At 54.3% G+C, this 15,632-nt stretch carries 10 protein-coding genes; 6 read left to right on the plus strand and 4 right to left on the minus strand.

Features of this window, described 5'->3' with window-relative positions; all coding sequences use genetic code 11:
- Positions 1 to 67: 67 nt before the first annotated feature.
- Entirely contained in the window at positions 68 to 3,358 is a 3,291-nt protein-coding gene (locus JMI88_RS13315; RefSeq protein ID WP_201362353.1) for a hypothetical protein, read from the minus strand.
- 211 nt (positions 3,359 to 3,569) lie between these two features.
- Between JMI88_RS13315 and JMI88_RS13320 the strand changes: the two genes are divergently transcribed.
- A complete protein-coding gene (locus tag JMI88_RS13320; RefSeq protein WP_201362354.1) occupies positions 3,570 to 4,403 on the plus strand; it encodes a nucleotidyltransferase domain-containing protein in 834 nt (277 codons plus the stop codon).
- 383 nt (positions 4,404 to 4,786) lie between these two features.
- Here the strand turns inward: JMI88_RS13320 and JMI88_RS13325 are convergent, their stop codons facing one another.
- Together JMI88_RS13325 and JMI88_RS13330 are read right to left on the minus strand one after the other, a co-directional pair.
- Entirely contained in the window at positions 4,787 to 5,605 is an 819-nt protein-coding gene (locus JMI88_RS13325) for a hypothetical protein (protein WP_201362355.1), read from the minus strand.
- Positions 5,602 to 6,180, minus strand: a complete 579-nt coding sequence (locus JMI88_RS13330; RefSeq protein WP_201362356.1) for an RNA polymerase sigma factor — start codon at positions 6,178 to 6,180, stop codon at positions 5,602 to 5,604. Before JMI88_RS13330 ends, JMI88_RS13325 begins: the two co-directional genes overlap by 4 nt.
- A 285-nt stretch (positions 6,181 to 6,465) precedes the next feature.
- Between JMI88_RS13330 and JMI88_RS13335 the strand changes: the two genes are divergently transcribed.
- The 5 genes from JMI88_RS13335 to JMI88_RS13355 all read left to right on the plus strand — a co-directional run bounded on the left by JMI88_RS13335 (position 6,466) and on the right by JMI88_RS13355 (position 14,722).
- On the plus strand, positions 6,466 to 8,466 hold the full coding sequence (locus JMI88_RS13335; protein WP_201362357.1) for a WD40 repeat domain-containing protein: 2,001 nt from the start codon (positions 6,466 to 6,468) through the stop codon (positions 8,464 to 8,466).
- A 264-nt stretch (positions 8,467 to 8,730) separates the two neighbouring features.
- Entirely contained in the window at positions 8,731 to 11,784 is a 3,054-nt protein-coding gene (locus JMI88_RS13340) for a PAS domain S-box protein (protein WP_201362358.1), read from the plus strand.
- A 213-nt stretch (positions 11,785 to 11,997) separates the two neighbouring features.
- Positions 11,998 to 12,435 carry a CHRD domain-containing protein gene (locus JMI88_RS40665; protein WP_373323844.1) on the plus strand — a complete coding sequence of 146 codons (438 nt, stop codon included), beginning with the start codon at positions 11,998 to 12,000 and terminating at the stop codon, positions 12,433 to 12,435.
- 282 nt (positions 12,436 to 12,717) lie between these two features.
- Entirely contained in the window at positions 12,718 to 13,731 is a 1,014-nt protein-coding gene (locus JMI88_RS13350) for a CapA family protein (protein ID WP_201362648.1), read from the plus strand.
- A gap of 133 nt (positions 13,732 to 13,864) precedes the next feature.
- The gene (locus tag JMI88_RS13355) at positions 13,865 to 14,722 is read left to right on the plus strand and encodes a DUF72 domain-containing protein (protein WP_201362360.1); all 858 of its coding nucleotides are present in this window, start codon (positions 13,865 to 13,867) and stop codon (positions 14,720 to 14,722) included.
- Between the two features lie 86 nt (positions 14,723 to 14,808).
- Here JMI88_RS13355 and JMI88_RS13360 read toward each other — a convergent pair whose 3' ends face one another.
- Entirely contained in the window at positions 14,809 to 15,444 is a 636-nt protein-coding gene (locus JMI88_RS13360) for an SGNH/GDSL hydrolase family protein (protein WP_201362361.1), read from the minus strand.
- Positions 15,445 to 15,632 lie beyond the last annotated feature (188 nt).

The raw sequence follows: 15,632 nt of genomic DNA on the forward strand, positions 1-15,632 counted from the left end.
CACCTGCGAATCACTTTTGTCTGTCGATTTCAGCAAAGATGTATTGCCTCTTGCATATCTCCTGCCATCAAGGAAAAACGTTCAGAGCGGCCTCGGCAACCAGCAGCGATGGGTCGGACTGGTACGTGTGCAGGCGAGCGATTAACTCAGGAGTCCAATTGCTGGAGTAACGCGTTTCGCGAGCCTGGGCGATCAGGGCAGCCAGCGCCACACGCCGGAGCCGCTCATCAGGGTGCTCAGCCAGAGCATCCTGCACGGCTTGTAGGTCGTCCGTTGTCATTGTGCGTGGATAGGTAGCATTGAGCAAATCGCAGGCATCCATCAAGGCATCGGCATGCAGCTGGTTGGTCTCAGCTAGATGCTTGAGTAACTCAATGATATCAGCCATTGGTAGCAGTTTAAATGCATTACACAGGCGTACTTTACCGGTGGCAGGGTATTCTGCCAGAACAGCAAACAGAGCTAGAGCCAGCTTACGCTTACTTTTCAGCTTCCTCTCCGAGATATTCAGGAAGTTGCGATATTTAGTTGAACGCCACAGTGAGAAGCAAGGGAGCAGCTCAAACATGCGGCGCCGATCCATGTAGAGGATGCGCAGGCTCTCCTGCAACTGAGGGATATCCCGATCAGTACAGATAGCCATGAACGCGGTAATCGCGGCTTCCACTTCAGCGGTCGACTGAGAAAGCATCGCATTCAACAACGTGGGCGTCAGGATGCGTTGCGTATCGCGCAGCGACAACTGCGCAATATTTTGCAACAATTCCAGACGAGCCTCCTGCCCTGAATGTTGCAACACAGTATGGAGAAGGCGCAGCAGTTGTTGCAATTCCTGAGGGGTGAGTTGCTCAGGCGAGATATGACCTATCTTGAAAGCCATACTACTGCTGGCTGAGCTAGCGGCAAGTTGCAGAATTTCCCAGGTCTGGGGTCGGTCCAGATGATTCCAGAGCGCCCGGATGCCTGCGGCACGTAAATCGGGATGGCGCTCGCTTTGCGTTTGCAGATCTAATAGATACTGATAGGCTGCGTCCAGAGATAATTTCCCGATCAAAAATATAATCTCTTTTTGCACCATCAATTGCGGAAATGTATATGACGTCAACAGATAGAAGGCCGCCTCTTCTGGCATGCGCCGCAGGGCACGCCACAATGCTCTCAAAGTAGAGCGTAACATGGCGGTCGATTCATTTTTTTCCGCCTGTCCACGTAAAAGTGAAAAAATGGCCTCAGCTGCCAGAGTATTATCAACCATTGCCAGCGCATTAATGGCGTTCAACTGCTGATTATAGCTATGCGTATCCTGACTAAGTCGCAGCAGGCGTTCTGGCGCGATAGGCGGTAAGGCAGCTAATTGCAAACATGTCTTTTTGAGGAGTTTACGATCACGCCCACTCGCTATATCCTGTTCCAGGTGCCCGGCATAGCGCTCTTGCTGAGATTGTGTCAGAGTAAGTGGAAAATCCACAAACAGGAGAAAACTGATCTCTTCAAGACTGAAACGCCCCTGTATCGTGGTTCGCTCCAGAAAAGGGGCCAGCAGGTCCTGGCGATAGCGCTGAAGATATTGTTCTACCTCTGAGACCAGAATCCAGCTGGGATCTTGCTGCACCAGCGCAGGAATCAGATTGTTCGAGAGTTCTGGCTGCCACTTGACAAGTAAACTCAAGATACTCTGGGCATCAGCGGTTGTCTGTGCCTTCTGTAAAGATTGAACAAGTAGCTGCGCCAATTCTGGAAAGTTACGGAACTGTCTACCAAAGGCCTCTGCACAAGCAACCAGGGCCTCGCTTTTATCCCGCTGCCGCCAATCAGTCAACGTTGGTAGAAAAATCGGAGCAATGCTACGAATAAGCTCGGGGCGGAGTTGCTCTTCGAGCGGCGGGACATCATAAAAATATGCAGGCAGCGGAAAGGTATCACGCACCTGTAAGATAGTGACCATCTGCTCAGCGGCCCATTGCGTATGCCAGGGAACGAGACGAATCAATAAATACATCAATTGCCATAATGTATGATTCGAGAGGTCGATTGCATCTAAGCTTGCATGCAACAATTCGGCCAACGCCGGTAGATGCGCTGTCTGCCAGGTGCTGGGAGGCAGAGAATTAAGGCCCTCAAACATAGATAGGCGAGCGGGGTCGGGCTCATTGCGATGCTCCAGAAACAATGCCAGCAGATCATCTAGTCTCTCGCGCTGATAGACTACCGAGCGAGCCAGCGTTTCTAATGCCTGGGCACGCCGCTTCACATCTGAATGCCGCAACTCATAATCCAGCTTCTCACACGCCTCAGCCCATGGCAGCAACTGCGCATACTCGCGACGTACCTCCAGTTGACGTAACGCAAGATCAGTACGAGACCAGATACGCCGTGCCTCCTGCTCACGCTGCTGACGAGACAGGAGCGTAAGAATCTCGAATGGGACCAATCCCTGGGTCGTCACATGCTGAAGCTGCGCCTCAAAGACTTCGACGCGCTGCCGGGGCGGCAAGATTTCCAACCACGCGACAAGCTGGTCATCTGTGCTATATTGCTGGGCGAGTATGTGCAAACGTTCAAGCGTGAGGCGCCGATGAACCTTGTACTTATACAGATCAATGCTAGCATGCACGGACAGCAACAGGTCAAACAGTTCATTGGGACGCTGACGCCAGAGCTCAACCAATTGAAGTTGGAACAACAGATCCGCCAGTAGAGGGGAACGCAATAATGCCAGCAAAGCATCCGGGAGCACACGAGCCAGGATAGGAATAACAGCATTCAGGTGGTCAACGAATAGCTCTTCCTGTTCAGCCAGGTTTTCCAGACGTTGCTGGAGGGCGGTCAATGCCAGATCCGGCTGCCAGCGTGCCAGGCGCCGCCATTGAGCGCGATTAAAACGTTGAGAGAGCTGGGGCAGATATTGCGCCACCAGTTCAGGCGAGCCGAACGAGAGTAAGCTGACAAGTGATTTATCCGCCTGACCAGCTAGCTGATGCAAGAAAAGATCGATTGGCTCCTGCAAATCATAGCGCCGCAAAAAACGTATCAGCGAGGCCCGCAACTCGCGCGGCACAATCTGTAATGCCTGCCGCTGCTGCTCCTGATTACAGGTTAAAGCCACCAGCTTCACGGCCAATTGACGAATACAGGCCGATGGATCTGATAGTGACGCGAAAACGAGATCGCCATTACGGCTACCGTAGCAAGCCTGCAGGGCCAGGAAACGCTCATAAAAAGGGCCGGTGGCCATCTCTGCCAGCGCCTGATCTAGCTGGGGATCAGCTAAAGCAAGTCGGCCGAAATCAACCATCCGACGAGAACGCTGCGCAAAGGTAAGAACTTCGACTTCCTGGAGAAGTTGTGCTTTATTCATGCAGAAAAGTGCGCCCTATATTATTTGGCACGGGCAACATGCACATGTTAGAGGGTTTCAAGAGGGTAATTCGGCTATTTCATCTACTACCAACCGATTATAATTGATGCAATTACGTCTGTCAACTCTTTTATAATATAAAGGGACCACTTCGAAAAACGATATCAAGAATCTTGCCATCCTGGATCTGACAATGAAAGGTGAAAATGCAATGACGGACGCGCATCACACCCGTAATGCAAGCAGGCTTATCGCATTCGCAGAGCAGGCGACCGCGATTCTGCACAAGAACGAACGCGTGCGCATTCTCTGGCTCACTGGCAGTCTGGCAAAAGGAACGGCAGACGGGCAGAGCGACGTGGACCTGCGCACAGCTGTGCGCGCAGAGGATTTCGCGACGATCGAGCAGTGGTGGCCAGACTTGCTCGACCAGATCGCTCCAACCGTCTGGAAGCATCGCTGGCCAGGATCAACCGACGAAGCTATCCTCGGCGCGATTACGACCGACTATGTACGCTTTGATGTGGTGGTTCAGTCGATGCAGGATAGGAAGCCGCGCACGTATGAAGCGGCACGGCTGTTATTCGATAAGGATGATCAGGCAAAACACTTTCTCCTGACGCAACCCCCACCTCCTCATGACCCCTCTACGCGCCTGACGCCTCTGGTAGAAGAGTTTATCCGCCTCGTGGGCATGTTGCCCATCGTGGTCGAACGCGATGATGTACCCATAGGCATGGAGGGGCAACTGGCCCTCCATAGCATGCTCATAAGCTTGCTGCTGCTGGAGAACGGGATTGATCGTATGTCCAGCGGCAAACGGCATGTTGCCGCACATCTCAACGACGAGCAGCGAGCTCTGCTGGCACAGATACCAGCCCTGGCTCCAACCATAGAGTCCATTACTGAAGGGATCCGGGCCTATGCTCGACTGTTTCTGCCACGAGCGCGACGCTTAATGGAAAGCTACGGGCAACCCTATCCAGAAGCATTCGAAGCGGCAACCATCCGCCATCTGCGGGAGACGCTTGGCTTGAACCTATAGGTAACCTCGTGACACCACACGTCGGCCCTGGCGCCCGGCTCATCTTTGCCACCGTAACCCTCGCCAGAACAAACGCAACAAGAAAAGCGAAAACCCATAGGTTCGAGGCTTGCCCTCGATTGCCCCACCGTTTGTGGGGCCCTGTGTCCTTGCCGCTCGGTATCTCGTAGGATGACACCTTCCCCCACGTGGTGCCCAAAAGCGGCCTTTGCTTTTGGGCACCACGTGGGGGAAGGCGATGGTGAAGAGCGGAGCCACGTCGTAGGGATACAGGGCCGCCACGCTGCGGCGGGCGGCAATCGAGGGCAAGCCTCGAACCTATGGGTTTCCTCTTTTCTTGTGCCGTTTGGTTCTCTTCTGCTTAAATGAAATACAACTGAACATTAATGGACTGTGGTCAATCGCTCGCTTCGCGTGGATGCGGGCTGGGCGCAGACGCGGCGGGCACGAACAGCCAGCGATGGTTCAGCCCACCAGCCTGTGCGCCTGGGATGAGCGCTGCGGGTCACCAAGCCCTGCAATCCCTGGCAGGTACGTTCGCGTCCCAACCAGCGTACAACCTGGGCATCGGCCAGCAAGGCCAGGCGATATTTGTGCCAGCCAGCCAGCACGAGAGAGCTTAATAGCACAATGAGAGCCAGCCAGAACGGCCAGGAGAATACTTGCTTCCAGGCCAGCCAGAACGAGGTCAGGCTGGCAATGACAACCAGGAGGCCCAGTAGACGGGAAATGATAAGTTGTCCGGGCTTCAGGTAGCAGAGGTAACGTGCCAGCCCACTGGCCAGCAAGACATCCAGTTCGTCCTGCTCCAGCATGCGTTCAAAACCCCGGCTGAATGTAATATGGATAGCGGAAGGCCACAAGAGCGAGACACCGATGGTCGGCAGCAGCCTGCGTCGGCGTAGATGATAGCGTAAACGAGGAGAAATCCAACCCTGAACATGTGCCTCCGCAGCCACATTACGCAGTGCTTCCTGCAGGTAAAACGGCACCAGGCGTATGGGGCGCCGGGCGCGCCTCAGCCAGCTCGGACCATCCAGGCGCACACGCCGCCGCCGCGTCAGCTGCTCCTGTACATCCATCCAGGCCGCAGAAGACAAAGGCTGCTCCTTGAGGGGAGGACCATAATAGTCTGTGAGCAGTTGCTCCAGGTCTCCAGCCCGCTGCTGTTTGGGCGACTTGTCAAAAGATTTATGCGTCACAGGCTGCTTCCTCCTCTTGAATCTTCTAATAAATAGTGTCGCAGTTGCTCACGGGCACGATTTAAGCGCGACTTGACGGTCCCAATCGGCCAATCCAGCACACTGGCAATATCGCTCTCGGTCAGGTCGGCTCCGTAGCGCAAAGCGACCACGCGGCGCTGCTCAGCGCTCAAGCGGGCCAGCGCCTGGCGCACCTCCTCGCGCTGTGCCACCAGTTCTTGCAGATCGCGCTGCTCCTCGCCATACACCACGCCCGCGAGCGCTTCCTGCTCCAGCACATCATGAAGAGATAGTGGATGCAAATGCAGGCGCTGCTTCTCCATCACATCCAGGGCATGACGATAGAGTATGCGCATCAGCCAGGGACGAAACGGACTACCAGCTTGAAAGCGAGGCAAACCGCGCCAGGCCAGCAAAAACGCGCCCTGAGTAATCTCCTCAGCCAGGGGTCGCTGATGACACATCCTGAGGGCCGCCGCCATGGCCAGGGCGTGATGCAATTCCCATAACTGCTGGAACGCCCACTGGTCTCCATGGCGTGCCCGCTCGACAAGGTCAGCTTCGCAGATAGACACACCGTCCCTCCCTTCTAACAAATACATACGGGAGGAGCACGCCAAAAGGTTCCGCCTGATCAGCTATCCTCAACATCCGTCTGCAAGTTAGCTTTGAGCGCCCCTCATCGCGGCGATCATTTTCAGCGCCTGCTTACTCTAATATCTAGCACCCAAAAAATCCTATTTTAGCGTTTCTTAACAAGAAAAAGAAATGATCCTGTCTCTAATATTGACTGAAATATATTATAACGCAGAAAAATAAGTCATCAGAAAAGCGTTTTTTAATAGGTAAGGAGATCTAATATGCGGAAGAAATCTTTCTTTCGGCCATTCCTATGGATGGCGTGCCTACTCCCACTATTGCTTCTCACAGCCTGTACGAGCCAGCCGACGCTAGACACCAGCGAGCCACCCACAATACCAACAATTGGCAAGACACCTGCGGCACACACCCCTTCTTTCCCCGAAGGGAAGGTACTCTTCACCTATAAAGGCCATCAGCAGCGGGGTTCTGATGGTCGCATGCGACATGTGACAGAGATACAGTGGTCACCCGATGGCAAACGCATTGCCTCCAGCGATGGGGTAACACTCGACATCTGGGATGCCTTGACCGGTGAGCACGCCTTCAGGGTCCCGTTGAAGTCAATTGGCCGCTTCACCTGGTCGCCTGATAACAGATATATCGCGACAACGGAAAGTAAAACGGATTCCAGTATTCAGATCTGGGATACAACCACGAACAAAATAAAACTTGTCCTGGCAGGAAAGGTCAATCCGCTTGTTGCTCCCGTCTGGTCCCCTGACGGCAAATATATCGCTGCCAGCGATCTCACACGCAAAACGGTACAGATCTGGAACCCGGCAAGCGGCAAGATCCTTTTCAATCTGGCCTCACCTGTTTCAAGCATACAACTCCTGGCCTGGGCGCCTGATAGCCAGCGCCTCGCAAAAGCTACCTGGAACAACATCCAGATTTTGAGCATCCCTTCCGGGAAAGTTCTGGCAACCAATCCTCTGCCTTTAACCTCAGCAATCGCGGCTTCCTGGTCGCCCGATGGCAAACAACTCACCACTACCACCAATTCCCCAGGCCGAAAACCAGCAATCGCCATCTGGTCTAGTGCCACGGGTAAGCTTGTTTCCATGTATACCGGCTATGATTTGTGGCCCTCGCTGGTGCAATTCTCACCCGATGGGAAACGCCTGCTGGTTGTTGACGGCTATGTCAATCCGCAGGTACAAATAAGAGATGTGGCAACCGGCAATTTCATTTTCTCTTATACAGGGGTGGTGCACGGGCTAGTCTCAACAGCGGCCTGGTCTCCTGATGGCAAATACATCACATCCAGCGATGAAAATACGATCCAGGTCTGGAGCGCCACGCCCGGACGTGAAATGCTCACCTACCTGGGTCTGTCATCGCTGGACGGCAATGGTGACTATGGGGTAGCGGCGCTGGCATACGCGCCCAACGGCCAGTATATCGTCGCATCTGGTGACGACAAAAAGAAGACAATCCAGGTCTGGAGCGCCAAAAATGGGGCGCATATCCTGACGCGCTCCGGAGTGGCAAGAAGCCTGGCCTGGTCCCCGAACAGTGCCTTGATCGCCTCGGCTCAAACGGATAATACAATCTACATCTGGAACGCGCTAACGGGGCAGCAATTACTGGCGTATAAGGGCCACCAGACGATCATCCAAAAAGTAAGCTGGTCGCCCGATGGAAAAAGCCTGGTATCCGCCGACATCGACGGCCATATCCAGATCTGGGACGCCAGCACCGGCCACCTCCGCACCAGCCTGACCGATCCGCGGCGCGATCTGTTTGCTCTAGCACTTTCTCCTGATGGGCACTTTCTGGTTGAAGGCGGCAGTTCCTTGAACGTCTGGAATCTTGCGACAGGAAAAATCGTCTATACCTACAAAGGGCAGAGCACGCTCATTTACGCTGCCTCCTGGTCACCCGACAGCAAGCGTATCGCCTCGGCAAGTTATGATCAGACCGTCCAGGTCTGGGACGCGACAACTGGCGGACATCCACTCACCTATCGCAATCACCATGAGAAAGTGTTTCTGGTCGCCTGGTCTCCTGATGGCAAATACCTTGTCTCAGCTAGCAGTGACCTGCCCAGGCGCAGCATCCAGGTCTGGAACGCCAGCACGGGCAAAACCGTTGTTACCTACGACGGAGTATTATCAAATGTGTCAGCGCTAGACTGGGCCCCTGACAGCACAGCGATTGCATTGGGAGGCTTACAAACGCAAGATATAAACATTGTCCAGCTCTGGCATCCTTTCTGAGCAAGCTCAGAAAAAACCCAGGGGACGGTTACGTTCACAAAGACGCATTTGATGGGTACGCAGATGCTCACCTTGTCTGTTGCTCTATTCGTGGTGTAATCTGAACGCATCTTCACCAATGTGAAAGCATGTGTGCAGGATGAGGATGGTGAGTATGGTCGCGCCAGCGAAGATGAGTCATAGGGGCAGGCAGCAGATGGTGGTACATGCAGCGTCCTTCAAGCGTCCGGCGCTGTTCCACATAGAGAAAGATGAGGCAGGAGGATGGAGGGCTATCTGGCAACCCGGAGCATTGCGCAACAGCTAGGTGTCAAGTTTGAAACGGTACGTCGCTGGGTGCGGCAGAGAAAACTTCCCGCTTTGCCGCTCGGAGGCGCGGGCTCTCGCATCAGCGAGACGGCGTATGAGGCGTCTTCTCACCAACAATCTGATGCTATCGTCCCATCCTTCACGGGCCCACCTTTCCTGCCGCTACAGGAACTATCGGAGGCTGAGAAGCACCTCGCCCACATGGCCGCCATCATCGATTCCTCGCAAGATGCTATTATCGGAAAAACGCTCGATGGCATCATCACGAGCTGGAATGCCAGCGCAAGTCGCCTCTACGGCTATACGGAGGCTGAAATACTGGGCCGCCCGATTACCCTGATCATCCCCGAGGAACGACACGCCGAGTATACACACATTATGGAACGATTACGTCGGGGCGAACGTGTCGAAGCTCTGGATACCATGCGTCAGCACAAGGACGGCACACGTTGTCCGGTCTCGATCACCATCTCACCCGTGCATAATACCAAAGGCGAGCTCATCGGAGCTGCCATCACCGCTCGCGATATCAGCGAGCGCGTGCAGATGGAAGCGGCCCTGCACACGAGCGAAGAGCGTTTCCGGGCCACCTTTGAACAGGCGGCGGTGGGCATAGCGCATGTTGCCCCGGATGGGCGCTTTCTCGCGGTCAATCAGCGGCTCTGCGATATGGTCGGCTATACTCGTGAGGAACTCCTCGCGCGCACCTTTCAAGACATCACCTTCCCCGACGACCTGGAGATCGATCTCGCCTACGTGGGCCAGTTGCTCTCGGGCAAGCGGCAGACCTACACGATGGAAAAACGCTACGTATGCCGCGATGGGTCGCTGATCTGGATCGATTTGACAGTCTCATTGGTACGCGATGAGCATGGCATCCCTCGGTACTTCATTTCTGTGATCGAAGATATTGATGAACGCAAGCACTTAGAAACGATCCTTGAACGTGAGCAGCAAGTGCTCCAGCAGATCACGGACAATATTCCGGATGTGATTGAGCGGTTTGACCGCTCCTTTCGGCGCCTCTACGTCAACCCCGCTATAACGGTCGCCACTGGCAAGCTGCCTGAAGAGATGATCGGCAAAACGAATGAGGAACTGGGCATGCCAGAGGAGGCATTGGCTCTCTGGAACACTGCGCTCAGGAGGGTGGTAGAGACAGGAGAAACAGGCAACCTGGAATTTTCCATTCCCTCTGCAACAGGTCCGCGCTTCTATCAGTCACATCTGGTTCCTGAACGCAATGCTCAGGGAGAAATTACTTCGATTCTCTCCGTTGCCCGCGACATGACAGATCTCAAGCAGACGCAAGCGGCGCTGGCTCAGAGTGAAGCACGAGCGCGCCGCTTCGTCGATTCTAATATTATCGGCGTGGTCATCGCCGACATGAACGGGATCATTGAGGCCAACGACGCCTTTCTGAACCTGATCGGCGCGACCCATGAGGACCTGGAAGTCGGGAAGGTTGACTGGCGGGCGGTGACGCCGCCAGAATACCTGCCGCGTGATGATCTTGGCTTGCAAGAGTTGCGCGAACGCGGGGTCTGTACGCCCTTTGAGAAAGAGTATGTGCGCTCGGATGGCAGTCGGGTCGCGGTTCTTATCGGGGCGGCCGCCGTACAAATAGAACCTCTACAATGGGTCTGCTTCATCCTTGACATCACTGAGCGCAAGCGCCAGGAGCAGCGCCTCCAGCAGGCATTGGATGCACTGCTCCTGGTCGCAGCGGCCCTGGTTATCCGCAAGGAGCCCACTGGCGCACTACAACACGATACTGCTCCATACACGGCGACCGCTCGACGTGTCCTGGTCCCCATTTGCCAGGTGCTTTCCTGTCAGGGAGCAATCCTGACGAAATTCTTCCCGGCCAGTGATATGATCGATATGCTCGTCACCGTTGGTTTTGACAGCTCTACCGAGCAGACCATATTTGGCCGTCTGCGGGGACAGTCCCTCTCCAGCCGGTTTGAAGACGAGACGCTTGTCGCGCGGTTGCATCGAGGAGAGGTGGTGACCCTTGACTTGACTCAAGAGCCCTACTCCCAGCGTCAACCTCGGCCGGACCTGCATACAGCTGTCGTCATCCCCGTCCGGTTAGGAGAGGAACTGGTCGGGCTCCTCACGCTGTATCTCCAGGCCGGGCGAGCCAGCTACACACAATGGGAATATACGCTTGCCGTTGCGATGGCAAAGCTGGCGGCATTGCTCATTGAGCGGGAACGCTTGTTCACTGAGCGTAAGGAGGCGGAGATGCAGGCGCGGACTGCACAAGAGGTCACGCGGCAGATGGACGATTTCATCGGGATCGTGAGCCATGAACTCAAGACTCCCCTTACGGCAATCAAGGGCAATCTACAGCTGGTCACGCGACAACTGCAGCGGTTGCAAGCGCAGGTGTCAGCACCGGAAGAAGAAAACGCGAAGACGACGGCCACAGCTCTGATGCTCTTGAGTCGAGCAACGGGACAGTTGAGCATGCAGACCCGTATGGTGAATGACCTGCTCGATGTCTCACGCCTGCGGACTGAGCGGCTGGAGTTGCAAGTGGACCGGTGTGATCTGATACGGATCGTGCAGGAGGTGGTGGAAGACCAGCGCGTCCTTGCTCCGACTCGTCACATCGAGCTGCACGCCACGGTTCAGGATATACCAGTCTATGCCGATGCCGGGCGCGTAGGACAGGTCCTGACCAACTATCTCAACAACGCTCTCAAATATTCGAAGGCAAGCTACCCGGTGGACATCCACGTGAGCCTGGAGGGTGCGATGGCGCGTGTTGCCGTACAGGATCACGGACCGGGTCTCTCTCCAGAACAGCAGCAGCACATCTGGGAGCGCTTTTATCGGGTCCCCGACATCAAGGTGATGAGTGGCTCAGGCGTCGGACTCGGACTTGGGCTGCATATCAGCAAACAACTCATTGAGCGCCAGAGTGGCCAGGTTGGTGTGGAGAGCGTGCCGGGAGCAGGCTCGACCTTCTGGTTTACGCTCCCACGCGTTCAGTCGTAGAAGAAGCACTGGCTGTTTTCAGGTCCTCTGCGCTCCCGACTCCCCTCTTCCCTGAAACAAAAAAATTATTCTGACGTGTCGAGAGGTAGATGGCCTGATAGCAGAAGAGCCAGGAAAGGAAAGGAAAGGATGAGAAGCTGCATACTTTGTAACAAACGCAACGTCGTTCGGGGAAGTATCATAGCGGTGCTGTTACTCACCCTGTTCACGATGATGAGTTTTACCGCATTGGCTCATGATCAAAATAGACACGTCACGAGCTCCCCTACAGTTACATCTCCTTCTGGAACAGCAGATTTAAGATGGGATCCACGGAATAGGGTGATTACCGCGACCCTTCATCTCAGAGGATTACAACCACGAAGTAATCACGCCGCGCATATCCATACCGGTTCTTGCGCATCAATGGGAAAAATTCTTTATCCATTCAAAAATGCCGTTGCTGATGCAGCAGGAAATGCGACATCAGTAGCTACCGTTAAGAATGTGACTGGCGGCATATCAGCAAAGGGCTGGAACGTCGTGGTTCACCGTGGATCCACTGCCCAAACGGGTGATCTTCTTTGTGGAGATGTTGTCAATTCAAAGAGGACAACATCGGTATCCGTGCCATTGCGAGCAGTCCCCGCAATGCATCAGAAAGGGGCCTAGCATCGCTAACTTTTCGCTGGAGTCGGGGATAGTAGCCAGGAAGATACAGGATGTCAACCTGCAAGTGGCGGCAAGCGACTCTGAATATTGGGTGGAAGGTTTGCCTTTCCATCGTACCAACATTCAGAGTCGCTTGCCTTTATCAGGCTGTTACTGTCTGTTCAACGTTGTAACGCATCACTCTAATAGGAAGGAAAGGAAGATGTTATGAACCAGGAGGGAGTACAGATTCCACTGGAACAGATAGATGCCTATCGCTTGCGTATTATGTCATCGATGCCACTGAAACTACTGTTAGTGGGCGACGTCATGCTCGGACGGCTCGTCAATGATATCCTCAAAGGTATATCTCCTGCTTATCCATGGGGAGATACACTGCCACTTTTCCAGGATGCCAACGTGCGCTTATGCAATCTCGAATGTGCTATCTCTGCTAGAGGAAAGCCCTGGTCCGCCACGCCGAAAGTATTTCACTTCCGAACAGACGCTAAAAATGTAGCCGTACTCAACGCAGCACACATCAATGCGGTCTCACTGGCAAACAATCATATCCTTGATTTTGAGTATGAAGGGCTATTTGATACACTACACTATTTGAAGCATGCTGGCATTCATACCGTCGGAGCAGGTGCAACGCTAGGTGAGGCATCTAAGCCTGTCATATGGGAAGAGCAAGAGAGAAAACTGGGACTGATCGCCTGTACGGACAACGAGCCAGACTGGGCCGCATCCGAGACAGATCCAGGCGTCTGGTATGTGCCAACGCGGATAGGGGATAGCCGGGCGCAGCACCTGTTCGAAATCGTGCAACGAGCCAGGGCGGACGTAGAGTGCCTGATCGTCTCTATACACTGGGGACCCAACTGGGGCTACGAACCCCCTCCTGAACATCAACCGTTTGCTCATGCGTTAATTGACCATGGGGCTGATATCGTCTTTGGACATTCCTGCCATGTTGTGCGCGGCATTGAGGTGTACAAGAACAGGCCCATCATCTATTGCGCTGGCAATTTCATCGATGATTATGCTGTTGATGAGGTTGAGCGGAATGATCAAAGTTTCATATTTCTGATCGAACTGAATGGGACGACGATTTCACGTGTGTTCTTGTATCCGACGGTAATCGACAATTTTCAAGCCAGACGAGCAAAGAATAATGAGCGCACGGCAATCGTAACCAAGATGCAGCAACTATGTACACAACTGAATACAGTAGCAAGATGGAATGAGCAAGAAGAGCGTCTGGAGGTGGAGATCAGTACAATGCCAGGCACAGATAATGTTGACCTTGTTTAGAATGGGAAGCTCTGCTTTTAATACACATGATGTGTTTTGCCTTGCCATCTTTGGTACAATATGAGGACCGCTGCGAACACAGTCTATCATCGCCCACACGGGGACGATATCGGTTGAAGGAGCAAAACACGCTATGTTTTATATTGGCTGCCCGATGTGGGGATATAAAGAGTGGCTCGGAAATTTCTTCCCCGCCCGTACGCCCGCGAACGATTTTCTGCGTCTCTACAGTCAAAAACTCACGACCGTCGAGGGAAACACTATTTTTTACGCGCTACCGTCAGCGGAAACCGTGGCGCGCTGGTCGCAGGAGACGCCAGCCAGCTTCCGCTTTTGCCCTAAAGTGTTGCGCAGCATCAGCCACGAGGGGCAACTCTCACAGCAGAAAAGTGAGACGCTGGCCTTTATCGAACGCATGCGGGGCTTTGGGGAGCGTCTGGGACCCATCTTTCTGCAACTGCCGCCCTCCTTTGGTCCCGCTCAGATCGATCAGTTGCAGGCGTGGCTGGACTTCTGGCCCGAGGAGGTGCGCCTGGCCGTCGAGGTGCGCCACCCAGACTTCTACCAGGAGCCACACGTCGGCACGCTGGACGAGCTGCTGCGCTCCCACAATGTTGCGCGCGTCATCATGGATACGCGCCCGATCCGCACCGGCACGCCCAAGGAGCAGAAGGAGCTGCAGGCCCGCGAGCGCAAGCCCCACCTGCCTGTTCACATCACCACCACCACCGATTTCGCCTTTGTCCGCTACATCGGCCACCCCAGGATAGAGGTCAACGAGCCATTCCTCGATCACTGGGCCCAGCAGCTCGCCGACTGGTACAAGCAGGGCTTAACCGTCTACGCCTTCTGCCACTGTCCCTACGAGGTGCACTCGCCGGAGATCTGCTACCAGCTCTACCAGCGCGTGCGCGCCCTCATCTCCCTGCCCCCTCTCGCATGGCAACCCGAAGAGCCTGACTCAGGCCCGGAACAGATGCGCCTCTTCTAAGAGCTTGTAAGCTTCAGGTGGCCGATCGAGCACAGGCCATCCTGCTTGCCGTGCAAGCAGGATTAGGATCGTTAAGGAACAGAGCACTAAGCGATGGCTTGGACAGCTCGTAGCCAATGCTGGGCCATCAACGCATGCCCGGCTTCAGAGGGATGAACTCCATCGGCAGCCCAGAAGGCCGCATCCCACTGCGTAGCGGCCTCGGCAAAAATAGTATCAAAGGGAATCAAAAGAGCGCCGTACTCCTGAGCCAGCTTATGGACAACGGCAATTTTGGGATCCAAATCGGCTCTCCAGTCTTTGCGATCAGGAGGAACTGGCAAAGCGAAGGGTTCACAGAGGATCAGGCGGGCATCAAGTTTAGCTTTCACACTATCCAGTAATTGGCGATAATTGGCCTCATATGCTTCGACAGGAGTTCTATCATTCTGATCAAAAGCGCGCCAGGTATCATTTATGCCAATCAATATGGAAACCCACGTAGGATGCAGATCCAGGCAGTCTTTCTGCCAGCGCAGGGTGAGATCGATGGTTCGATGACCGCTGATGCCACGATTGAGAAAGTGAACCGCTCGCGCCGGATAGAGTGCCTGAAACCAGGCGGCAGCCATCAACGCATATCCTGATCCAAGATGATAAGGATTGTTATAATCGCGCCCCGCGTCAGTCACACTATCGCCCTGAAAAAGAACGGTATCGCCCTGTTTTAACAATGGTTCCATATATACCTCATTTCGCTTCATTACAATACAATGTTACTGGTAAGATCAGCCTTTCCAAATATGCTACCCAAAGTCAGCAGGCTTCTTCCAGTCTTCATGCATAATAGACCCGACAAACAAAGATTTGTTGAGTTCCGGACGAACAAACCAGATCAGAAATGTCTTCTCCTCCCGAGCACGATCCGTGC

It is taken from the genome of Dictyobacter formicarum, assembly GCF_016587435.1.